Here is a 22,033-nt window from a genome sequence, read left to right on the forward strand (position 1 = left end):
GCCCAGTTGTCCTGGGAGAAGGCCGCATCCCTTGTTGGCCGATTGTCGCCGCGGCAAAACCGCCGCAAGGGTAGGCGAAATGGGTCAGGAACAGGGAGCAAAAATGATCGAATTGCCGTTTGCCCGCGAGGAATATCAACGACGCCTTCGCGCAATCCGTGCCGAAATGGCGAAACGCGGTCTTGAGCTCCTGATCGTCAACGACGTCGCCAACCAGCACTACATCACCGCCTATGACGGCTGGTCCTTCTATACACCGCAGGTGGTTCTGGTCCCGATAGAGGAGGTGGAGCCGGTGTGGATCGGGCGCGCCATGGATGCGGCCGGTGGTCTGCTGACGGCCTGGATGAAGCCCGAAAACGTGGTCGGCTTCCCGGAGGACCACGTTCAGCGCACCGATCGCCACCCGATGGACTGGATCGCCAGCTGGATCGTGGCCAAAGGCTGGGGGAGCCGGCATATCGGCATCGAGCTCGAAGCCTATTATTTCTCGCCCAAAGCGCATGCGCGGCTTGTCGCGGGGCTTCCGAATGCGAAATGGCACGATGCCGACCTGCTGGTGAACTGGATCCGTGCCGTCAAGACCGCACCCGAGATCGCGTATCTGCGCAAGGCGTCCGCCTTGGCAGAGGCCGCCGTCACCCGGGCCTACGAAGTCATCGCGCCAGGCGTGCGCGAATGCGATGCCATTGCCGCGATCCAGGCGGCGCAGGTCGCCGGAAGCCCGGATTTCGCGGGCGACATCACGGCGCTGCCGCCGACGATCCTCGGCGGCGAAAATGCCTCGGCTCCGCACATCATGTGGAGTGACAGGCGGTTCGGAGACAATGAGACGATCGCGCTCGAACTTGCCGGTGTCTGCCGCCGTTACGCTGCCGGGCTCGCAAGAACCATGCAACTCGGCAAGACGCCGACGCGTGTCTCGGAGACGGCAAAGGCCGTCATCGAGGGCATGGACGCGGTGCTTGAGGCCGTCAGGCCCGGTACGACGGCGGAAGCGGTCGAAGGCGCGTGGCGCAAGGTCATCGAGCGCCATGGCCTGAAAAAGGAATCGCGCATCGGCTATTCCATCGGCGTTGCCTATCCGCCGGACTGGGGTGAACACACAATCAGCCTCAGGCCGGGCGACAAGACGGTGCTTGTCCCGGGCAATGTCCTTCACTCCATTCTCGGCATGTGGATGGATGGTTGGGGCATCGAGGTCAGCGAGACGATCCTCGTGACCGAAACCGGCCATGAGACACTGACCCGATTCCCCAGAGAAATTCATGTCAAATCCTGAGGACGCGACATCGTCGGGCGTTGCCGATGCCGGCGCGGCGCAAATCGATTCCGGCATTCTCGATGAGATGATCAAGATCCGCCGCCATCTGCACCGCAATCCGGAACTGTCCAACCGGGAGGCGGACACGCAGCGCTATCTCAGGCAGGCGCTGGCGGACCATGGTATCGACACGGTGCGCGATGTGGCGGGTTTCGGCCTGGCCGTGGACATCGTCGGCACCGGCAAGCCATCCAATCGCAAGATCGCCATCCGCGCTGACATCGACGCCTTGCCGATCGAGGAGGAGTCCGGCGTCGATTTTGCCTCGACCAATCCAGGCGTGATGCACGCATGCGGTCATGACGCGCATGCCGCGATGGGTTTCGCGGTCGCGGCCCATCTTCATCGCTCCAGGGCAGATTTCGGCGGGACCGTGCGCCTGATCTTCCAGCCGGCGGAAGAAGATGAGCCCTCCGGCGGCAAGCGGGTCGTTGAAGAGGGACTGCTTGATGACGTCGACGCGGCAATCTGTCTTCACGTCGATCCATACACGCCCTCCGGCAAGGTCGCGGTCGGCTCAGGTCCATACACGCTGGCATGCGATACGTTCGATGCGGTCGTCGTCGGCGAAGCCGCTCATGCGGCAAAGCCCTATGAGGGGGTAGACGCGATTGCCGTGGCCTGCTCGATGGTGGGCGAGTTGCAGAAGATCGTATCGCGTGAGATCGACCCATACGATCCGCTCATCATTTCCGTCACCGGCATCAATGGCGGCAGCGCCTACAATGTGATTGCCGGCAAGGTCGTCCTGAAAGGCACGATCCGCAGCGGCAACGCTGCCACACGCGAACGGGCCAGACGCCGTGTCCGTGAAATCCTGGACGGGATCGCGGCGAGCCACGGCGCCGGCGTCAGGGTGGACATTCACGCGGGCGAGCCTGGCGTCGTCAACGATGCTGAAATGGCCGAGCTCATTTCGGCAAGCGCAAGGGCATGCGTCGGGGCCGAAAACGTTCTCAACATGCCGGGCTGGACGATTGCCGACGACTTTGCCTATTTCAGCGAAAAGCGTCCTTCGGTCTATTTCCGCCTAGGCATTCGCAGTGAGGCGGCCGGGTCGGTCTTCCCGCTGCACCATCCCAGGTTCCGCGTCGACGAGGACGCGATGAAAGTCGGTGCGGCGACGCTGGCCACGGCGGCGACACGTTTCCTGTCGGCGCAAGCGGATTGATCGCGCCCTAGTATTTTATGATCCGGCGCTCGACCAGCACGACGACGCAGAACAATGCGATCGACAGTGCGGAGGACAGCACGATCGCGGCGTAGAGCCGGTCCGACTGGTAGTTGAAGGACGCCTGGATGATCAGAGCGCCGAGGCCTTTGTCCGAGCCGATCCACTCGCCGACGATGGCACCGATCACCGCCGTCGCCGAGGCTATCCTGAGCGAGGAGAACAGCATCGGCAAGGCGCGCGGCAGGCGCAGGCTCCAGAAGACTTCCCACCGTGTCGCCGACAGAACCCGGAACAGCTCGTGCTCGTTGTCGCTGGCACCGTCCAGTCCGCGGATCATGTTCACCAGTGTCGGGAAGAAGCAGATCACCGCCGCGATGACGATCTTCGGCGTCATGCCGAGACCGAAGATCAGCACGATGATCGGCGCCAGCGCCAGGACCGGAATGGTGTTGAAGAACAGCACCACCGGGAAATAGGCCGCCTGCAGGATACGATTGTGCACGAACAGGACGGCAAGCAGGACGCCGGCAAGGTTGCCGATGACGAAGCCGGCCAGGGCCTCGATGAGGGTGGGGCGCAGATTGTCGAGCAACAGCGCGGCGTTCTTCTGGAACACGCCTGCTATCGCCGTTGGCGTCGGCACGATATAGGCCGGCACACCCAGCCAGGGCAGCAGAAATTGCCAGGCAAGCAGCAGCGATGCCGCCCCCAGGACGGGGAGCGCGACGGCCAGCTGCGCAGAGAGCGGCGCCGGCCTCATGATGCCTGCTCCAGCGCGATGCGCAGTTCGGCCATGGCGGCAACGATCGCCGGATCCTCGCGGGAGCAGCGGTTGCCGTCCTTCTTGAGCGGCCGCATGTCGAGATCCTTGACCAGCCGGCCGGGATTGGCGGCGAGAACAATCACCCGCTCACCCAGATAGGCCGCTTCGGCGATCGAATGGGTGACGAAGAGGATGGTGGTACCGGCGCGACGCCACAGGTTCAGCAACTCATCGTTGAGGCGGTCCCGGGTGATTTCGTCAAGCGCCCCGAACGGCTCGTCCATCAACAGCAGTTTCGGTTCTCCCAGCAGCGCCCTGGCGATCGCCACGCGCTGGCGCTGGCCGCCGGAAAGCTGATGCGGCAGGCGGTCACCGAAGCCTGCCAGCCCCATCAGGTCCAGCAGTTCGTCGCTGCGGTCCTCTATTTTGCGGGTCAGGCTGCCTTGCCCGACGCCGAGCGGCAGCCGCACATTGTCGCGCACGCTGCGCCAGGGCAGGAGGGTGGAATCCTGGAAGACGAAGCCGACGTCGCGGCGCGAGCGAACCGCGTGCGGCGTGTCGCCGAGCACGCTGATCGTGCCGCCGAGCGGGTCGAGCAGGTCTGCAACGACGCGCAGCAAGGTCGACTTGCCGCAGCCCGACGGCCCAAGGATCGACAGGAAGGATCCAGCCTCGACGGTGAGGTCGAGACTGGAGAGCACCTTGACGGCCGCGATGCGGCCGCCATAGCCGACATCGAGCCGGCTGGCTTCGATCGCGTTCGCCATCAGGCGGCGGGCGCGTCGAGCTTGGGACGGTCGGCGGCCGACAGTTCCAGGATCTTTGTCGTATAGACGTCCGCGGCGGCGGGCCGGCCGTTCGGGTACTGGCCGACCTTGTCGAGCAGCGCCAATTGCTCCTCGATCGACGCCGGATCGAATGTGCCCCAGCCGTCCTTGGCCGTCGTGCCGTCGAAGGAGAGTTTCAGCACCAGGTTGACGGTCTTTTCTTCCCAGCCCAGGTCCATTTCGGGATAGGCGGCGACCATTTTCTTGACCGCCTCCTGCGGGTTGGCGTGCACCCAGCCCCATCCCTTGGCGACCGCGCCGATGAACTTGGCCAGCGTCTGCGGATCCTTTTCGATCGCGGCGTCGGTGGCGAAATAGACATCGGCATAGGAGGCAAGCCCGAGGTCACGTACCAGAAGGTCGACGCGGTCGTCGCCGACGACGCTCAGCGCCTGCGTGTTGGTGATCCAGCCGCCGATGGCGTCGACATCGCCCCGCATCAGCGGTCCCTTGTCGAAACCGACATTGACGACGGTGACGTCGGAGGCGCTCATGCCGTTCTTGGCGAGGATCTCGTCCATCACGAAACGGGCCGTCGGCTGGATGCCGATCTTCTTGCCCTTGAGGTCGGCCACGCCCTTGATCGGGTTCGAGCCTTTCGAGGTGAGCGCATAAGGGCCGGTGCGGAAACCGCAGGCGATGATCTTGATCGGCACGCCGCTGGCGCGCGCCGCGTATAGCTGCGGCGTTTCGGAGAACTGCCCGAGCTGCGCGGAGCCCGAGATGACCGGCGGCACGGTCGAGGCATTCGGGCCGCCCGGGCTGAATTCCACGTCGAGCCCGGCATCCTTGAAATAGCCGTTGGCGACGGCGGCGATGTCGCCGATCTGGCCATTCGACATCAGCCAGTCATACTGGATGACGACTTTGCCGGCTGCCTTTGCTCCCGGTGTCAGCACGAGCTGCATGCCGGCGGATGCCGCGGCGACGGCAGCCAGACCGCCCTTCATCAAGCTACGGCGGTTCAGATTGAAATCCTGGTTCCCACTCATCTTTCGCTCCTGTTTTCAGACTTCTTGTCTCTTCTTCAGGCGCCGCTCCCAAACGGCACGGCGTCGTCTACGGCTGTTCGTCGTGATAGTCGCCAGGGCCGCCGTCGAGCCAGGCGTAGAGTTCCCAGAGCGTGTCGTCCGGGTCGGTGAAGTAGGCGCAGCGCGCGTTCCAGACGTAGTTTTGCGGCGCCCCGTAAAAGGGCACGCCCTTGGCGCTGAGTTCCGCATGCAATTGGTCGATCTCGTCGGGGCTATCGAGCAGCACGGCGACGCAGACCTTGTGCGCGTGGCGCGGCGATTTCAGGTTCGACACGCCTGTATGCCGGTTGATGTGATCGAGTTCCCAGGCGGCCAGCGTCACACCCTGGCCATGGAAATCGGCAAAACCCTCGGCGCGGCGGCGCAAGCGGAAACCAAGCTTTTCGACATAGAATTCGACGGTCCGCTCGATGTCGGCGACCAGCAGGCAGACGTCGGAAATGCGGCTCAGGCTGGCGATCGGCATGGTCATCGTGCTCCGTCGGTATGGTCGCCGCGCGCCGACGGCAGCCTGACGCCAACCCGGTTGGCGGCGCCGATGATATGGGCCCGCATCGCCGCCTCGGCCGCTGCGGGGTTCCCAGCCACCAGCGCATCGTAGATGCGCACATGCTCGCCGACATTGACCTCGACCAGGTCGTGCAGCGGGTTGGTCAGGCGGGCATAGTGGATGGACTGGCGGATCTGCTCGCAGACAAAGGAAATGAAGGTGTGGATATAACTGTTGCCGGTGGCCCGCGCGATCTCGCGATGGAACAGAAGGTCGGCGTCGATGCTGCCATCCTCCCAGCGCTCCTCGCCGCTCATGCGGTCGAGCGCTGCCTTGATGGCGTCGAGATGCTCCTGGCTGCGCCGTGCCGCGGCGAGTGCCGCCGATTCGGCTTCCAATATGCAGCGCAGTTCGAACAGCCGCTCCATATTGTGCGTGTCCTTCAGCGCCTCGCGGTCGATGCGGATAGCGGCGCGCTGCTCGGGCGCCAGCACGAAGGCGCCGATGCCTTGCCGTGCCTCGATCATGCCGTCGGCCCTGAGCTGGGCGATGGCCTCGCGCACCACGTTGCGGCTGACGCCGAATTTTTCGGACAGTTCCTGTTCGGTGGGCAGCCGCGCGCCGGGATTGAGATCGCCGGATTCGATCTCGCGGCTCAGGAAGGCGGCAACCCGGTGCGGCAGCGTCTCGACGGTGCCGATGGCGGCAAGCCTTTGCTTCATGGCGTGGTCTCCGTCGGCGGCAGCAGGCAACCGGGATTCATCAACCCCTTGGGATCGAAAGCGTCCTTCAGGGTCGTGGCCAGCCGCCGATGGACAGGGGACAGGCCGCTCCAGAATTCCTGCCGGCGGCTGCGGCCGATTCCATGTTCGGCACTGATCGAACCGCCGAGGCCGACGGCGATATCGTAGAGCCCGGCGGTGACATCGGCGCCTCGTGAGCGGGCTTCGCCGTCAGCCAGATCGAGCGGTGGCAGCACGTTGAAATGGATGTTGCCGTCGCCGGCATGGCCATAGGCCAGCGGGGTCCAGCCGGGATGGTCGGTTACCACGAAGCGCCTGGCGCGCTCGATCAAGGCCGGGATGTCGGAGATTTTCACCGAAAGGTCGGTGCGCACGTGATAGCCACGCCTCGCCTGGCCTTCGACCAGGCCTTCACGGATCGCCCAGAAGCCCTTCGCCTGCGCGCTGCTGCTGGCCAGCACCGCATCGCCGACCAGGCCATTTTCCATCGCGCCGGCGAGGAAGCCAACCAGGACGGCGTTGAGATCGACCAGCGCGCTCGAGGACAGTTCGATCAGCACCTGGACCGGTGCCGTCACCGGTGCGGTCGTGCCGGGATCGATCAGCCGCGCCAACTCGATGCATTCCGCGCCGATGATTTCGAAGGCCGACACCAGATCCGAGCAATCGCGCCGTGCCTGGCGAAACAGCGCGATCGCGGCCTCGAAGGAAGCAACCCCGAGATAGGCGGTTTCGACGCGCGCCGGTTTTGGAAACAGCTTGACCTCGACGCCGGTGATGATGCCGAGCGTTCCTTCGGCGCCGATGAAGAGCTGCTTGAGGTCGTAGCCGGTATTGTTCTTGCGCAGGCCGGAAAAGCCGTTCCACAATTCGCCGTCGGCAAGCACGACTTCCAGTCCGAGGATCAGGTCGCGCGCCATGCCGTAGCGCAGCACGTTGACGCCGCCGGCATTGGTGGCGGCGTTGCCGCCGATCCGGCAACTTCCCTGCGCGCCGAGCGCCAGCGGAAACAGGCAGTCTTGCTTCTCACTGGCGTCCTTGATCGTCTGCAGGACGCAACCGGCATCGGCCCGCAGCATAAAATTGTCGGCGTCGATCAGGCGGATAGCGTTCAGCCGGTCGAGGCTGACGATCAGCGCGCCGGCGCCCTTCGTGTCGATCGCGCCTGCGACAAGGCCGGTATTGCCGCCCTGCGGAATGATGCCGAGCCCGAGCGAGGCGCAAAGCCGCACCAGCGCCTGTACTTCGGCGACCGAGCTCGGCCTCAGCACCGCCAGCGCCGCGCCGCGATAATCGCCCGACCAGTCGCGCAGATATCCGGCCATGCCGGCCGCGTCGGCGAGCACGCCGTTCGTGCCGACGATGCCTTGCAGCGCGTCGAGAACTGGTGAGGCGATGCCGGGAACCGTCATTCCTATGCCTAGTGGGCCTGTGCTTGGTGAGGTTGAGAAGTATGGATATACATATCATCCTACAACTCAATTAGAGTCAACGGACTTGCGTCGACGACCGCAAATCATCAACAGGCAAGGCGTGGTCGGCCATGCCGCCAAGAAGGTGGCTGGCGTTCAGCGGTTTGACGGGAGGCGTTGAGAGAGATCAGCCGGCCAGCGGACGGTCGTTGTTGCTAGAGATATTGCGCGACTTTCTTGCCGACGGTCAGGAAGCGCAGCGGATCGATCGCCTCGCCATTGTGGCGCACTTCATAGTGCAGATGCGGGCCGGTCGAGCGGCCGCTGCTGCCGGTCTTGCCGATGACCGCGCCGGCGTCCACTTTTTCACCAACTGTCACGTCGATCTCGCTGAGATGTCCGTAGCGTGTGGCAAAACCATTGCCATGGTCGACCTCGACCATGCGGCCATAGCCGCCATTCCAGCCTGCCTTGGTGACGACGCCGGGCGCCGTCACCCGCGCCGCCATGCCGATCGGGGCCCTGAAATCCATGCCCGAATGCAGGGCGGCCGTGCCGAGAATGGGGTCGGTGCGCACTCCGAATGGACTGGTGACGGAGTGGCCGGGGGCGGGATTGGTCAGCGGCAGCTGGCGCGCCTCCTTCTTCAACTGATCGAGCGTGTCCAGCGCCTCGTCCAGTTCCTTGACCTTGCTGTCGAAGATCATCGAGGAATCGAGCGGGATAAGCGGTCCGCCGACATCGCTTTCGTTCTTGCCGAAATCGCTGTCGACCGGCAGTCCGGCCGCCTGCAGTGCCTGCTGGATGGCATCGGCGCTCTTGTAGGCGTTGTCGGCCAGTGTGCTGATGCGGCTGAGCTGTTCGTTCTCGATGGATTTCAACGACTGATTGATCGAGACGAACAGCCTGTCGGCGCGGTCGGCCGCTGAATCGCTGGGCAGCGGATCGGTTCGGGTCGACCACAAGGAGAAGGGCCTGGTGTCGGCGGTGCCGAGGTCGGCGGCCAGGCTGGCAACCGCGTAATTCTGCGCGGGCTGGTTGATGCTGCCGGTAACCTCGGCGCGTTTGTCCGGCTTGGCGGCCGCCGCCGGCTGGTCGGCGGGCACCGTTCCGACGTCATTTTCGGCGCGTTCGAGCAATGGGCCGAGGCGGCCATGACGCTGGCTGAGCTGCGTCTGGCGTTCGAGCAGTTCGCTGACCTTGGTTTCCATCAATTGCTGGTCGAGCAGTTGCCTGCTGGTGATGCGGTCGACCTGGGCGCGAAGCGCCGAAATGCGGTCCTCGTAAGCTTGCTGCATGCGCGCCTGACGCGCGGTGGTGGCGCCGATCAGGTCGTCGCGCAGCACGAGATAGGATGTCGCCAGCAGGTATCCGACGGCAATGGCCGCGAGTGCCGAACCGATGAACGCGGCGAGCCAGGGGCGGATCGTGAAGTGCCTGATCTCGTTGCCCCGGGCGATGATGACCGTGTGGGGTTCCTTGCGCCTGCCGAAGACTGCGGACTGACCGGTTGCGTTCACGGGACCAAGCTTTCGTTTACGACACCACGACGGCTTAATTACACATTATTAGGGTTAACAAAGGCTTGCCGGATCCAACGTCTGGCGCGCAATGCACGCGGCGCGGGCATCAGGTTGCGTGGAAATCGCCAAGCGGAGCCGCCAAGCGGCGAAATCGTCGGCAATGAGTACCAATACGATGCTGGAAGCGGACAGTCCCGCCAAGAGCAAGTCTCAGATTTTTAACTGTTTTCGATTGTATTTGGTTGACAGTTTTCGAGTAAAGCCGTGCTGGGACTTTGGATCACCGTGGCGGTAGGAATGCTGAACGATTTGGTAGGCAAAATTCTCGACAAGCTTTCGGGCGCCAGTTTGCTGGCGACCGGGCTTTTGCTGCTGACGGCACTGGTCAGCGCGCTCGTGGCTTATTGGCGCACGGTCGAGGAGAAGAGCTGGAAGGAGTTTTTCGAGTTCGTCATCCCGCACGAGGTCATCACTCATCCCTCGGCAAAGGCCGATCTTTTGTTCTGGGTGACGAAGAAAGCCTTGATGCCTTTCCTGATGCTGCCGGCCGGAATTGTCTTCGTCTCGGCGGTCGGCTACGGGACCAATTGGCTGTTTTCAACACTGTTCCAGTTCCAGCCGCCTTTGATCGAGGGGCCGGCGGGCCCGGTGACGGTGCTGATCTTCACCATCACCATGCTGCTCGCCTACGACATTTCCTACTATCTCTACCACGTCGCCCAGCATCGCTATCCCGTGCTTTGGGAACTGCACAAGGTGCATCACTCGGCCGAAGTGATGGTCGGGATCACCAAGGATCGCGTCCATCCGCTCGACGAGTTGATGAATCGCGCCTGGGACGGTCTCATCGTAGGCATCTGTTTCGGCATCTGGTCGCTGATTTCGCTGAACCTTGTCGAACTGACCGTCTTTGGCGTCAACGTCTATGTCATGCGCAACATCCTGATGATGGATTTCGTCAGGCACACGCATTTCAAGATCTCGTTCGGTCCGCTCAACAATGTGATCCTGTGTCCGCATTGGCATCAACTGCATCACAGCACCGATCCGCGCCACTACGACAAGAATTTCGGACTGCTCTTCTCGTTCTGGGACCGGCTGTTCGGAACATTGTGCGTGCCGAGGCCCGACGAGGACTTCAAGTTCGGATTGGTCGACCGCGATGTGCGCGACTACCAGTCGCTTGCCGGCCTCTACCTCATGCCGCTGAAGCGGATGTGGGGGCATATTGCCAAGCGTTTCAGGGCCAGGCGTCTACGCCCGGCAAAGCCACGGACCCCGCAATCATCGGAAGGGACACGGCCATGAATGGCCCCTTTGTGCTTGCAGTACCGCGAACACGCACCTTCGAGATGGTGACATCGGCCGAGCGCCTGGCCGAGATCGCGCCGGCCTGGAGCAAGCTCTGGCGGCGAGCCGAGGGGCTTGCCTTCCAGCACCCGGACTGGATCGCGGCGTGGTGGCGCACCACCCCGCATCGGCAGCGGCGCGGGCTCCGGATCGGACTTGCCTGGAATGGCGACCGGCTCGATGGGGTATTAGCGCTCGCGACCTTCAGGCGCTCCGGCATCCGCATGCTCGAATGGGCGGCGAAGGAACACAGCGACTATGGCGACGCGCTCGTCGCACCCGACAGCGACCCGCGGACGATCTCCGGCCTCTGGCAACATGTCTTTGACCAGGGCGGCTTCGACCTTGCCTATCTCAACCGTCTGCTGCCGGATGCCGGCGTTCATGCCTTGATGGAGCCGGCCTCGCTTCAGGGCAAGGCGCTTCGGCCCAATCATCGCGGTGAAATCAGCTATCGTGTCGCCGGCCCCTGGCATACTGGCGCGGAATGGTTCGAGACGCTGTCCAAGAAGGCGCGGCAGAACTATCGCCGCGGCCGCAAGTTCATGGAGGAGGGCGGTGCACTGCGTTTCCGCCTGCTGGACGCGAGCGAACCGCGCGAGCCTGTGCTGGCGCGCGTCGCGACGCTGAAGCGCCTCTGGCTCGCCCGGCATGGCCGTGCCTCGGATCTCTTCGACCAGGGCTCGCCCGTTCTCGCCGCGCTCGTTTCGGTACTGGCCGATCTCGGGCTGTTGCGTATCTTCGTGCTGGAACTGGACGGCAAGATCGTCGCCGTCTCGATCAATTTCGAACAGCACGGCACGATGATGGCTTTCGTCACCACCTACGATCCCGAATATGAGCGCGCCTCGCCGGGTATGGTGCTGATGATGGACTACATCCAGTGGTCGCTCGACCGCGGCCTCGACACGATCGATTTTCTCTGCGGCGGCGAGGATTTCAAGCGGCGTTTCGCGACGCAATCCGTCGCGCTGTCCTCGATGATGGGCGCGCGCGGTCTGCGCGGGCATCTCGCCGCGCTGGCCGATCATGCGAACCATGTTTCGAAATCCTGGAGGACGCGTTCGCAGCCGAAGGCGCAAGCGTCTGACGAGTAGCCTGCTAGGGTAACCTTCCCGGGCCTGGCCGCGCTCAAAGCGCGCGAACCGCCTCCAGCACTTCCTCGGCATGGCCCTTGACCCGGACCTTGCGCCAGATCCTGGCGATCCGCCCGTCACGGCCGATCAGGAACGTCGCGCGCTCGACGCCCATGTATTTGCGTCCATACATCGATTTCTCGACCCACAGATGGTAGGCCTCGATCACCTTGCGCTCCTCGTCGGCGGCAAGATCGATGGTGAGATCGTATTTCGACTTGAATTTGTCGTGCTTTTTGGCGCTGTCGGGCGACAGGCCGATGACGACGGCGCCCGCCTTCTCGAATTGCGGCTTCAACTGCGAGAAGCTGATCGCTTCTTGCGTGCAGCTTGTCGTGTCGTCCTGCGGGTAGAAATAGAGCACCACCGGCTTGCCGGCGGACGCGGCGAGGCTGATCGATCCGCCGCCGTCCCGAGGCAGGTCGAATTGCGGCGCGGGATCGCCTACGTCGAGGTCAGCCATATCCATGCCCTTGTTTGAGGTTACGCGCGAAGCAACACCGATATAGTGTCGGGCGGGGATTCGTCCACGAGCGAATTCGGACAACGGAAGATTGCGTGGATCAGGAGCAACCGCAGCACGAGAAGATAAGGTTCAGGCGTGATGAAATCACCGACCTGGGGGCCTTGCCGTCCGCCTGCCGCGTCCCGCCTCTTGGCCAGGCGGCGATCGGTCGTGGCTTTCGCATTCTTTCGCGCGTGTTTGCCGGCGTGGTCGCGTTCATGCTGTTGGCCGCGATGGCTGTCTATCTTGCCGGACTTTACGGCATCGGATCGGACCGGCTGCGGGTCGAGGCTGAGAGCGCCATAGAGAGGCTGGCGGGTGTCGACGTCGATGTCGCGGTCGGACCCGCTCGCATCACGCTCGACAGTTCGAGCTTCGTCGCACTTCAGGTCAGTGATGTCAGCCTCAAGACCGGTGACGGCAAGCCCATGGCCGATGTCGGCCGTGTGCGCTTCGGCGTGCGGCTGGTGCCGCTGTTGTGGGGAGAAGTGCGCCTGACCAGCGCCAGGATTTCAGATGCCCGTATCGTCATGGCGGCGATGCCGTCCGGCGGCGACTGGACGGCGGCGCTGCGCAACGAGGACGGTCTCGTCGATCCGGAGAAACTGTCGGACGCGGTGTTCGGCAACATCCATCGCGCACTCGATGCCGTGCGGGAAGATTCGATGCGCCGGATCGATCTCAGCAATGTCGAGTTCGTGCTGCCCGACGCAGGACCGGTCAAGCTGATCAAGATCGCCAACGCCGCCGTTGTCCAGTCTGGGCCGGGCGGCATGGAGTTCACCTCGCAGGCGGATGTCGATGGCAGGGCTGTCACCGTTGCGGCCTCCGCCACCCGCGATATCGCCGCCCACCGGGTAACGGGCCTGGATGCCAGCATCGATCTGGCGGATGCCGGCGGCGCCGATACGGGGAAACTGGGGGCGGTCGCGTTGAAGCTGACGGGATCGGAAGGCTCGGGCGCCACCGAGTCGCGCTTGACGGCCGACCTTTCGTCCACCGGATCCGTTCTGGATCTTGGCACGCGCGGGCTGCTGCCCGCCGATGCCGATGTCAAAGCGACGCTTGTCCATGGCTCCAACAAGATCCAGGTGGACAAATTGCTGCTCAAGACCGGCCGATCGACTTTCGATTTTGCCGGCTCGATCGGCCCCAGGCCCTCGACCGGCGCAGCGGATCAGGAGCCTGCCTATCGCTATGACCTGACAAGCGATGGCTCGACCCTGGCGCCGTCGGAATCGCCCGAACCAGCGCTGACCTTCCTCTCGCGCGTCGCCGGCGTCTACGAGATCAAAAGCCATCGGCTGGTGGCCGAGCAGATCGCGGTTCGGTCCGCCGCGACCAGCGAGGTCCTCGGCACCGCGACCGTGCAGTTCGTTGACGGCAAGGCCCCCGGGATCAATCTGGCGCTCAACGTGCACGACATGCCGGTCTCGCACGTCAAGCAGCTCTGGCCGTGGTTTTCGGCGCGCAACGCCCGGCTCTGGGTGCTGAGCAACCTGTTCGGCGGCCGTGTGGTCGACGCCAACCTGCAGTTCCAGGTGGTGCCGGACCGCCTCGGCAATGGCGTGCCGCTTTCCGCCGACGAGGTCTTCGGCCGCTTCCAGATCGAGGGGGCGCGCTTCGACACGGCCGGCCGCATTCCGCCGATCCGCGACGCGGTCGGCGTCGTCGCGTTCCACGGCAACGACGTCGACATTTCGCTGTCGTCGGGCACCGTCTTCATGCCCAGTGGCCGCACGGTCGCTGCCAGCAACGGGACATTGGCCGTCAAGGCGGCCAACCGCCCGCCGGTCATCGGCGCGCTCGATATCGACGTTGCCGGCGATGCGTCCGCCGTCGCCGAACTCGCATCCTACGAGCCGATCAATGCCATGCGCCATGTCGGCATCCTCCCGGAGGACCTGTCCGGCGGTGTTACCGGCCACGTCAAGGCGGACATTCCGCTGCAGTCTGGCGTCGACACCGCCAAGCTCGATTGGCTGGTGTCGCTCGACTATACCGGCCTCTCCCTGGCCAAGCCGTTCGAGGGGCAGGCCGTGACCGATGCCGATGGTTCGATCACCGTCGACCCGCAAAAAGCCGTCATCTCGGCCAAGGCGTCCTTGAACGGCATTCCGGCCGAACTCGATCTCGTCGAGCCGCTGGGCGATGATGGACCGGCGCGCAGCCGCAAGGTGGCCCTGGTGCTCGACGACAAGATCCGCGCCGCCGCAATGCCCGGCCTGACGCCGTTGCTTGGCGGAACGGTAAAGGTCGCGATCGACAAGAGCGGCGGCGGCAACCAGAACGTCTCGGCCGACCTGACCAATGCCAGGCTGGACATCCCTTGGGCCGGCTGGAGCAAGGGGGCGGGAATTCCGGCCAGCGCCACCTTCGTCATGACCAAGTCCGGCGACACCACGACGCTGTCCGACTTCGACCTCGACGGCAAGACATTCTCCGTCGACGGCAGCATCGTGCTGGTCAATGGCGCCTTGTCGTCCGCCAAGTTCAGCAAGGTCACCCTGAACAGGGGTGACGACGTTGCGGTATCGGTCAAGCGCTCGGGCAAGGGTTATGCCGTCACCGTCAGCGGCAATGCCCTGGACGCCCGTTCGCTGATCAAGCAGTTCACCTCGGATGTCGACACCGCAACGAAGACGACGGGATCGGACAATATCTCCGTCAGCGCCGACGTCGATCAACTGACCGGTTTCCACGATGAGCAATTGTCCAACCTGAAGCTGGACTACAGTGCCGCCGGCTCCAGGGTGAATGGACTGAAGGTCAGCGCGACTGCGAGTTCGGGCGCCGCTATCGCCATCAGCAACACCACGGGCGACGGCAGGCGCTCGCTGAACGTGCAGTCGGCGGATGCCGGCGCCATCCTGCGGTTCCTCAACATCTACGAGCACATGGAAGGCGGGTCGATCATGCTGGCGCTGACTGGGACCAGCGACGGCCCGATGAAGGGCAAGGTCGACACCAGCAACTTCTTCGTCGTCAACGAACCCAAGCTCGCCTCCATCGTCTCGACCACGCCGGCCGGCGACAACCGCAGCCTAAACCAGGCGGTGAAGGGCAAGCTCGACACGTCGCGGGTGAAATTCGAACGCGGTTACGCCGAGATCGACAAGGGCAGCGGCTATCTCCGGCTGACCAACGGCGTGCTGCGCGGCCCGCGCATCGGCACGACCTTCCAGGGCATCCTCTACGATCAGAACAACAATATGGATATGACCGGCACCTTCATGCCGGTCTACGGCCTCAACCGAATCTTTGGCGAATTGCCCATCGTCGGCGCGCTGCTCGGCAATGGCCGCGACCGCGGTCTGATCGGCGTGACCTACCGGTTGCGGGGCAATGCCAACAAGCCGGTGCTCGACGTCAATCCGCTGTCGGTGATCGCTCCGGGCATCTTCAGGTCGATCTTCGAGTACCGGTGACCCGTCCCGCGACAAGCCCAGGGATGACGGCCGCCCGTGCTCAGGCCGGCCGCACCAGCACGTGTTTTTTCTTGCCCAATGAGAGCTTTACGACATTTTCCGGACTCAAGTCCTGAAGCGTGACCAGCCGACGGTCGTCGTTTACCGGCTGATCGTTCAGCCGCACCGCGCCCCCCTGGATATGCCGCCGTGCCTCGCCATTGGACGAGGCCAGGCCGGCGGTGACCAGCAGCGAGAGGATGCCGATACCTGCTTCGAGATCTGTTCCTTTAACCGCGACCGTCGGCAGCGTTTCGGCGGTTACGCCTTCCTCGAACGTCTTGCGTGCGGTTTCCTCCGCCGCCAGCGCGGCCTCGCGGCCGTGTACGATCGCCGTCGTCTCTGTCGCCAGCACCTTCTTGGCCTCGTTGATCTCGGAGCCGCCGAGCGCCGCCAGCCGGGCGATCTCGTCGAGCGGCAGGCGGGTGAATATCTTCAGGAAGCGCTCGACATCGGCGTCCTCTGTGTTGCGCCAGTACTGCCAGAAATCATAGGGCGAGAAGAGGTCGCCATTCAGCCACACCGCGCCCTTGGCCGACTTGCCCATCTTGGCGCCGGACGATGTCGTGAGCAGCGGCGTGGTCAGCGCGTAGAGCTGCGGCGTGCCCATGCGATGGCCGAGATCGACGCCGTTGATGATGTTGCCCCACTGGTCCGATCCGCCCATCTGCAGGCGGCAGTTCTGCCGGCGGCTCAACTCGACGAAATCGTAGCCCTGCAGGATCATGTAGTTGAATTCGAGGAACGACAGCGACTGCTCGCGGTCGAGCCGCAGCTTGACGCTGTCGAAGGTCAGCATGCGGTTGACCGAAAAATGGCGGCCGACGTCGCGCAGGAACTCGACATAGTTGAGCTTCATCAGCCAATCGGCATTGTTGACCATGATGGCGTCGTTCGGACCGTCGCCGAAACGCAGGATGCGGCCGAAGATACGCTTGATGCCCTCGATGTTGGTGGCGATCGCCTCCGGCGTCAAAAGGCTGCGCTGGTCGTCGCGAAAGGAAGGATCGCCGATCATCGACGTGCCGCCGCCCATCAGCGCGATCGGCCGGTGCCCGGTTTCCTGCAGCCAGTAGAGCATGGTCGCCGAGATCAGATTGCCGATATGCAGGCTGGTGGCGGTCGCGTCGTAGCCGACATAGGCAGTGACCGTTTCCTTGGCGAAAAGCTGGTCGAGGCCGGTCTCATCCGAGATCTGGTGGATGAAACCGCGCTCGCTCATCGTGCGCAGGAAATCGGATTTAAAGGCAGGCATGTTTTCTTTCCCGAAAGCGTAGGCCCGGTCCGGCATGGGCATATATGAACGCGCGCGTTTAGCATCCATGCGCGATGAGCAAAAGTGGTTTCCGGATTCGCGGCCGTTCGTGCGCCTCTCACGAGCGCCGGGCCGGTTCTTGCCTCATCCATTCGGCTGGCGTATTGAGGCCCCGCGCCAGGCCGGGCCTGCGCGCCGCGACGGGGTCATCCCGCAGATCAGCCTGGAAAGCTCCCGCGATGAACAGGAACTCCCTCTTCCTCTTTCTGTTCAGCCTGCTGATGACTTTCGGCGGCTTGATGACCCTTCCGCCGATCGACCGCGACGAGTCGCGCTTTGTCCAGGCGACCAAGCAGATGGTGGAGACCGGCGACTATATCGACATCCGCTTTCAGGATGTCTCGCGCTACAAGAAGCCGATCGGCATCTACTGGCTGCAATCGGCGGCCGTCACATTGAGCGGCGAGGGCGCTGCCGCGCCGATCTGGGTCTATCGCCTGGTCTCTATGCTCGGCATCGCGCTCGCCGTCGTCGGCATCGGCTGGACAGGAACGAAGCTTTTCGGCGCCAATGCCGGTCTCGCCTCCGGCCTGATGATGGCGGCGATCTTCGCCACCGCCTTCGAAGGCCGCGACGCCAAGACCGACGCCATGCTTCTGGCTTGTTGCGTGGCCGCGCAAGGGGCGTTGGCGCAAGTCTATCTGGCAGCCCGCCGCAACCAGCCCGTGGCCGGCCATTTGCCGTGGATATTCTGGGCCGCCCAAGGGCTGGGCATCCTGATCAAGGGCCCGGTGGCGCCCCTCTTGTCGCTGCTGACGGCGGCCGCGCTGTTCGCCTTCGAACGGGACTGGCGCTGGCTTCTGAAGCTGAAGCTCGTGCGCGGCGTCGCGCTCGTGCTGCTCATCGTGCTGCCCTGGGTCGCCTTTATCGGCTGGAAAAGCGGTGGCGCCTTCTTCCAGGAAGCGGTCGGCAAGGACATGCTGAACAAGGTCGCCTCGGGCGAGGAATCGCACGGCCTGCCGCCCGGCTTCTACATGCTGACCTATTCGCTGTTCATGTGGCCCTTCGGCCTGATCGCGGTCGGTGCCGGACTGCAGGCGCTCAACCGGCTGCGCGACGATGTCAGGCTGCGCTTCTGCCTCGCCTGGTACATCCCGTTCTGGCTCGTCTTCGAACTCATCCCGACCAAGCTGCCGCATTACGTCCTGCCGGCCTATCCCGGCATGGCGCTGCTGATCGGCTGGCTGCTGACCTTGCCGCCGCAGGAAGCGAACGCGCCGCTCAAGCGCTGGCAGCAATGGCTGTGGTGGGCGACGGCCTTCGGCCTGGTCGTGGTCAGTCTCGGCCTGGCCGCCGTCTGCATCGGAGCGCCGATCTATCTCACCCACACCTTCTCCTGGTGGAGCATTCCGGCGGCGGCCGCCGCGCTCGGCGCCGGTTATTTCGCCTTCTCCAGGCAATTGCAGGTCCCGCTGCGTCGCATTGGCGCCATCGCCGTTTGCGCCGGCATCACCTATGCCTTGCTGTTCGGGGTCATCGCGCCGTCGCTGAAGCCGCTATGGCTGAGCCCGGCGATCAAGCAAGCGGTGCTCGCCAACAAACCCTGCGACACGACCGTTCTGGCCTCGGCGCGCTATCAGGAGCCGAGCCTGGTGTTTCTGGTCGGGACGAAAACGGTGCTGACCAATGTCGGGGGCGTGGCCGAACATCTGCTAGCCGATCCTGCTTGTTCGCTGGGCCTGGTGCCGATCGGTGACGAACAGGAGCTGAATGGCATGCTGTCCGTGCGAGGCAAGTCGGCGAGCCGCCTCGCCGAAGTCGACGGCTTCAACTATTCGTCGGGAGACAAACTGTCGCTCGGCCTTTATCGTGTAAGCCAATGACGGCTGGTCGATGACAGAGTCCAGTTTCCAATGCTCGTGAGATCGCGCCCTCCAGTGTCCAGCTCGCTCCTTGGGATAGGACGCCGATCCCTCGACAATTTTCGCGACACCGTGCAGATCGCAAAACGCCGCTTTGCCGTTCGCCCCGCTCGCTATCCCAACGTCTCTTGGTGGGCGTGGGGCCTGGTCTGGGCTTTTCTGACGGCAGCGGCTTTCGTTCGTCTCGATACGCCCGCGGGGCTGGCGCATGGCCAATGGTCGGCTGGCGTGGCCAGGCTTGCCGAGTTCTTCACCCAGTTTGGATTGGGCGGCTGGTATCTCATCCCGTCCGCGCTTTTGCTCGTCGCGGCCAACCTGACGGATTGGCGAAGCCTTTCGCGGCGCGCGCTGATGCTGGTCTATAGCTGGACTTGTCTGGCTTTCCTGGTGCTGAGCGCCGTTGGCCTGTCAGGTCTCGCCGTCAACGTCCTGAAATATGCCATTGGTAGGGCCCGGCCGCTCTACTTCGAGGATTTCGGCGTCCTGGCGCTGCATCCCTTTGCTTTCGATGCGCGCTTCGCAGGCTTTCCATCCGGTCATGCCACGACGATGGGCGCCGTGTTCGGTGTGCTTCTGCTGCTGTTTCCACGTCGCTGGTACATTGCCCTTGTGGTTACGGCCTGCATCGCCTCGACCAGGGTCTTCGTCGGCGCGCACTATCCGAGCGACACCGTTGCCGGTTTCGGCCTCGGTTGCGCCTTCGCGCTTGCCTGCGGACTGGTTTTTGCCAGGCTCGGCTTCATCTTCCGGCCGGCACCTACGGGATTGCCGGTCCGCAAGCCATCGTTCCGATTGGTGGCGCCCGAAAAATAGGTCGAGACCGCATCATCGCAAGCCAAATGTCAAACGGGCGGACATTGTCCGCCTGTTTGTGGCTCCGCGAATATGCTTTGCCTGATGGCTCAGCGCAGCCGCTTCGGCCGCGGATCGGACAATTCTCCCGCCAGCCGGCGATCGAGATAGTCGGCGCATTCCTCGATCAGCACATCGGCGTCGTTGGCGAAGAAATGGTTGGCGCCGGGCAAGGTCTTCTGCGTGATGGTGATGCCCTTTTGCGTGTGCAGCTTGTCGACCAGGCCCTGCACATCCTTCGGCGGCGCCACCTTGTCGGCATCGCCATGGATGATCAGCCCCGAGGACGGGCAGGGCGCCAGGAACGAGAAATCATAGGTATTGGGCTGTGGCGCGATCGAGATGAAGCCTTCGATCTCGGGCCGGCGCATCAGAAGCTGCATGCCGATCCACGAACCGAAGGAATAGCCGGCGACCCAGCAGCTCTTGGAGTCCGGGTGCAGCGACTGCACCCAGTCGAGCGCGGCGGCCGCATCCGACAATTCGCCGGTGCCGTGGTCGAACTCGCCCTGGCTGCGGCCGATGCCGCGGAAATTGAAGCGAAGCGTGGTGAAATCGCGCTTCTGGAACATGTAGAAGAGGTCATAAACGATCTTGTTGTTCATCGTGCCGCCGAACTGCGGGTGCGGATGCAACACGATGGCAATCGGCGCGCTCTTTTCCTTCGAGGGCTGGTAGCGTCCCTCCAGGCGGCCGGCCGGACCGGTGAAAATGACCTCAGGCATGAAATACTCCACGTGACATACAAGTGTGCGGCGCCGGGAATGCTCTTCCTCTGGCCCCGCTTCCACAGACCTTGACGCAGGGCGAGCGTCTTCATAGAAGCTAGTTTAGAATTGTTCAAAACTGGGAGGCCGAAACGCAATCGCCCGGCCGCCCTTGCCGCAAGCCGCGTAAATAGGACGGCTTGCCTTGGAATTTCAAGGAAATAACGCCATACGTCGGCGGAATGCCATCTGACGGGAAGAACTGGACGAAAATGGCCGCGATACGCGCCTATCTCGACTATAATGCCAGCGCACCGCTGCTCCCAGCGGCGCGCGAGGCCATGGTCGCGGCGTTCGATGCGGCCAACCCTTCTTCTGTGCATGCCGAGGGCCGGGCCGCACGCAGGCTGATCGACAGTGCCAGGCGCGACGTGGCGGCACTGGTCAATGGCAAGGCCGAACACGTCGTGTTCACCTCGGGCGCGACGGAGGCCGCTTCGACGCTTCTGACGCCCGACTGGCAGATGGGGCGCGGCACCATTCGGATGAGCCGTCTCTATGTCTGCGAGGCCGACCATCCGTGCCTGCTGAATGGCGGTCGATTCCCCTCAAGCCAGGTGACGCGGATCGGTGTCGACGCCGATGGCATTGTCAGGCTCGACGCCTTGACGGCGGCGCTCGCCGGTCACGACCGGGCTGATGGCCTGCCATTGGTCGCGATCCATGCCGCCAACAACGAAACCGGCGTCATCCAGCCGGTCGATCGCATCGCGGCGATTGTCAAGGCGGCGGGCGGTATTCTCGTGGTGGACGCCGTCCAGGCAGTGGGCCGCATTCCTTTGGATATGTCGGCGGGTTACGCCGACTATGTGATTTTGTCCGCGCACAAGCTCGGCGGCCCCAAGGGCGCCGGCGCCATCATCGCCGCGGCCGACCTGATGATGCCGAAGCCGCTGATCAATGGCGGCGGCCAGGAGAAGGGCCACCGTGGCGGCACCGAGAACCTGCCCGGCATTGCCGGCTTTGGCGCGGCGGCGCGAGAGGCCCTGACCGGGCTAAAGGCCATCGAGGCCGTGCGCCATCGTCGCGATGAGATCGAGACCATCGTGAAAATGCTGATACCGGAGGTGGAAATCTTCGGAATGGCCGCGCCGAGGCTTGCCAATACGACATTCTTCGCTATTCCCGGCGTCAAGGCTGAAACCGCCCAGATCGCCTTCGATCTGGCCGGCGTTGCGCTGTCGGCCGGCTCCGCCTGCTCGTCGGGCAAGGTCGGACCGAGCCACGTGCTGAAAGCCATGGGCCACGGCGAAGGCCCCGGCGCGCTTCGCGCATCGATCGGTGCGGCGACGGCTGCCGGGGACATCGAACTGTTCCGCGCCGCGCTTGCTGGAATAGCCGCTCGCCGGGCGGGCAAGGAGAGAGCCGCCTAGCGGTGGGACGATTTTGGGCCTTTCGGCCTGGTAGAGCGGTGCGTTTCAATTTGGCCGGGTGAATTTCCGGTCGAGGCGCACTATATGGAACTTACGCTGCCGCGGCGCCCTCAAGTGCC

General features: G+C 63.9%; 18 protein-coding genes. 8 read left to right on the plus strand and 10 right to left on the minus strand.

The window, feature by feature from the left end; all coding sequences use genetic code 11:
• Positions 1–103 precede the first annotated feature (103 nt).
• Positions 104–1,282 (plus strand): M24 family metallopeptidase, encoded by a 1,179-nt coding sequence (locus FJ967_RS01275; RefSeq protein WP_140729908.1) that lies wholly within the window; start codon positions 104–106, stop codon positions 1,280–1,282.
• Positions 1,269–2,495, plus strand: coding sequence for an amidohydrolase (locus FJ967_RS01280; protein ID WP_140729909.1), 1,227 nt, complete (start codon positions 1,269–1,271; stop codon positions 2,493–2,495). Before FJ967_RS01275 ends, FJ967_RS01280 begins: the two co-directional genes overlap by 14 nt.
• A gap of 7 nt (positions 2,496–2,502) precedes the next feature.
• Here the strand turns inward: FJ967_RS01280 and FJ967_RS01285 are convergent, their stop codons facing one another.
• The 7 genes from FJ967_RS01285 to FJ967_RS01315 all read right to left on the minus strand — a co-directional run bounded on the left by FJ967_RS01285 (position 2,503) and on the right by FJ967_RS01315 (position 9,284).
• The gene (locus tag FJ967_RS01285; protein ID WP_140729910.1) at positions 2,503–3,258 is read right to left on the minus strand and encodes an ABC transporter permease; all 756 of its coding nucleotides are present in this window, start codon (positions 3,256–3,258) and stop codon (positions 2,503–2,505) included.
• Positions 3,255–4,028 carry an ABC transporter ATP-binding protein gene (locus FJ967_RS01290; RefSeq protein WP_140729911.1) on the minus strand — a complete coding sequence of 258 codons (774 nt, stop codon included), beginning with the start codon at positions 4,026–4,028 and terminating at the stop codon, positions 3,255–3,257. Before FJ967_RS01290 ends, FJ967_RS01285 begins: the two co-directional genes overlap by 4 nt.
• Positions 4,028–5,080, minus strand: coding sequence for an ABC transporter substrate-binding protein (locus FJ967_RS01295; RefSeq protein ID WP_181175634.1), 1,053 nt, complete (start codon positions 5,078–5,080; stop codon positions 4,028–4,030). Before FJ967_RS01295 ends, FJ967_RS01290 begins: the two co-directional genes overlap by 1 nt.
• Positions 5,081–5,147: 67 nt before the next feature.
• Positions 5,148–5,591, minus strand: coding sequence for a VOC family protein (locus FJ967_RS01300; RefSeq protein WP_140729912.1), 444 nt, complete (start codon positions 5,589–5,591; stop codon positions 5,148–5,150).
• On the minus strand, positions 5,588–6,331 hold the full coding sequence (locus FJ967_RS01305) for a FadR/GntR family transcriptional regulator (protein WP_140729913.1): 744 nt from the start codon (positions 6,329–6,331) through the stop codon (positions 5,588–5,590). Before FJ967_RS01305 ends, FJ967_RS01300 begins: the two co-directional genes overlap by 4 nt.
• Positions 6,328–7,764, minus strand: a complete 1,437-nt coding sequence (locus FJ967_RS01310) for an FAD-binding oxidoreductase (RefSeq protein WP_140729914.1) — start codon at positions 7,762–7,764, stop codon at positions 6,328–6,330. The genes FJ967_RS01305 and FJ967_RS01310 overlap by 4 nt, the downstream gene beginning before the upstream one ends.
• Before the next feature lie 215 nt (positions 7,765–7,979).
• A complete protein-coding gene (locus FJ967_RS01315) occupies positions 7,980–9,284 on the minus strand; it encodes a M23 family metallopeptidase (protein WP_140729915.1) in 1,305 nt (434 codons plus the stop codon).
• Between the two features lie 300 nt (positions 9,285–9,584).
• Between FJ967_RS01315 and FJ967_RS01320 the strand changes: the two genes are divergently transcribed.
• Positions 9,585–10,595 (plus strand): sterol desaturase family protein, encoded by a 1,011-nt coding sequence (locus FJ967_RS01320; protein ID WP_140729916.1) that lies wholly within the window; start codon positions 9,585–9,587, stop codon positions 10,593–10,595.
• Positions 10,592–11,734 carry a GNAT family N-acetyltransferase gene (locus FJ967_RS01325; protein ID WP_140729917.1) on the plus strand — a complete coding sequence of 381 codons (1,143 nt, stop codon included), beginning with the start codon at positions 10,592–10,594 and terminating at the stop codon, positions 11,732–11,734. The genes FJ967_RS01320 and FJ967_RS01325 overlap by 4 nt, the downstream gene beginning before the upstream one ends.
• Positions 11,735–11,768: 34 nt before the next feature.
• Here FJ967_RS01325 and FJ967_RS01330 read toward each other — a convergent pair whose 3' ends face one another.
• Positions 11,769–12,236 carry a peroxiredoxin gene (locus tag FJ967_RS01330; RefSeq protein WP_140729918.1) on the minus strand — a complete coding sequence of 156 codons (468 nt, stop codon included), beginning with the start codon at positions 12,234–12,236 and terminating at the stop codon, positions 11,769–11,771.
• A gap of 95 nt (positions 12,237–12,331) precedes the next feature.
• Here FJ967_RS01330 and FJ967_RS01335 point away from each other — a divergent pair, with 95 nt between their 5' ends.
• Positions 12,332–15,706, plus strand: a complete 3,375-nt coding sequence (locus FJ967_RS01335) for a DUF3971 domain-containing protein (RefSeq protein ID WP_140729919.1) — start codon at positions 12,332–12,334, stop codon at positions 15,704–15,706.
• Positions 15,707–15,746: 40 nt separating this feature from the next.
• On the opposite strand, the gene tyrS is transcribed toward FJ967_RS01335, so the two are convergent.
• Positions 15,747–17,000 (minus strand): tyrosine--tRNA ligase, encoded by a 1,254-nt coding sequence (gene tyrS, locus FJ967_RS01340; RefSeq protein ID WP_140729920.1) that lies wholly within the window; start codon positions 16,998–17,000, stop codon positions 15,747–15,749.
• 239 nt (positions 17,001–17,239) lie between these two features.
• On the opposite strand from tyrS, the gene FJ967_RS01345 reads away from it, so the two are divergent.
• Together FJ967_RS01345 and FJ967_RS01350 are read left to right on the plus strand one after the other, a co-directional pair.
• The gene (locus FJ967_RS01345; protein WP_140729921.1) at positions 17,240–18,883 is read left to right on the plus strand and encodes a glycosyltransferase family 39 protein; all 1,644 of its coding nucleotides are present in this window, start codon (positions 17,240–17,242) and stop codon (positions 18,881–18,883) included.
• Between the two features lie 111 nt (positions 18,884–18,994).
• Entirely contained in the window at positions 18,995–19,735 is a 741-nt protein-coding gene (locus FJ967_RS01350; RefSeq protein WP_246675140.1) for a phosphatase PAP2 family protein, read from the plus strand.
• Between the two features lie 89 nt (positions 19,736–19,824).
• Here FJ967_RS01350 and FJ967_RS01355 read toward each other — a convergent pair whose 3' ends face one another.
• Positions 19,825–20,499: an alpha/beta hydrolase gene (locus tag FJ967_RS01355; RefSeq protein ID WP_027028091.1), complete on the minus strand. Its 675-nt coding sequence runs from the start codon at positions 20,497–20,499 to the stop codon at positions 19,825–19,827.
• Between the two features lie 254 nt (positions 20,500–20,753).
• Between FJ967_RS01355 and FJ967_RS01360 the strand changes: the two genes are divergently transcribed.
• Complete coding sequence (locus FJ967_RS01360) at positions 20,754–21,914, plus strand: cysteine desulfurase family protein (RefSeq protein ID WP_140729923.1); 1,161 nt, start codon at positions 20,754–20,756, stop codon at positions 21,912–21,914.
• Positions 21,915–22,033: the final 119 nt, after the last annotated feature.

This window comes from Mesorhizobium sp. B2-3-4, assembly GCF_006442315.1.
Classification (GTDB): Bacteria; Pseudomonadota; Alphaproteobacteria; order Rhizobiales; family Rhizobiaceae; genus Mesorhizobium.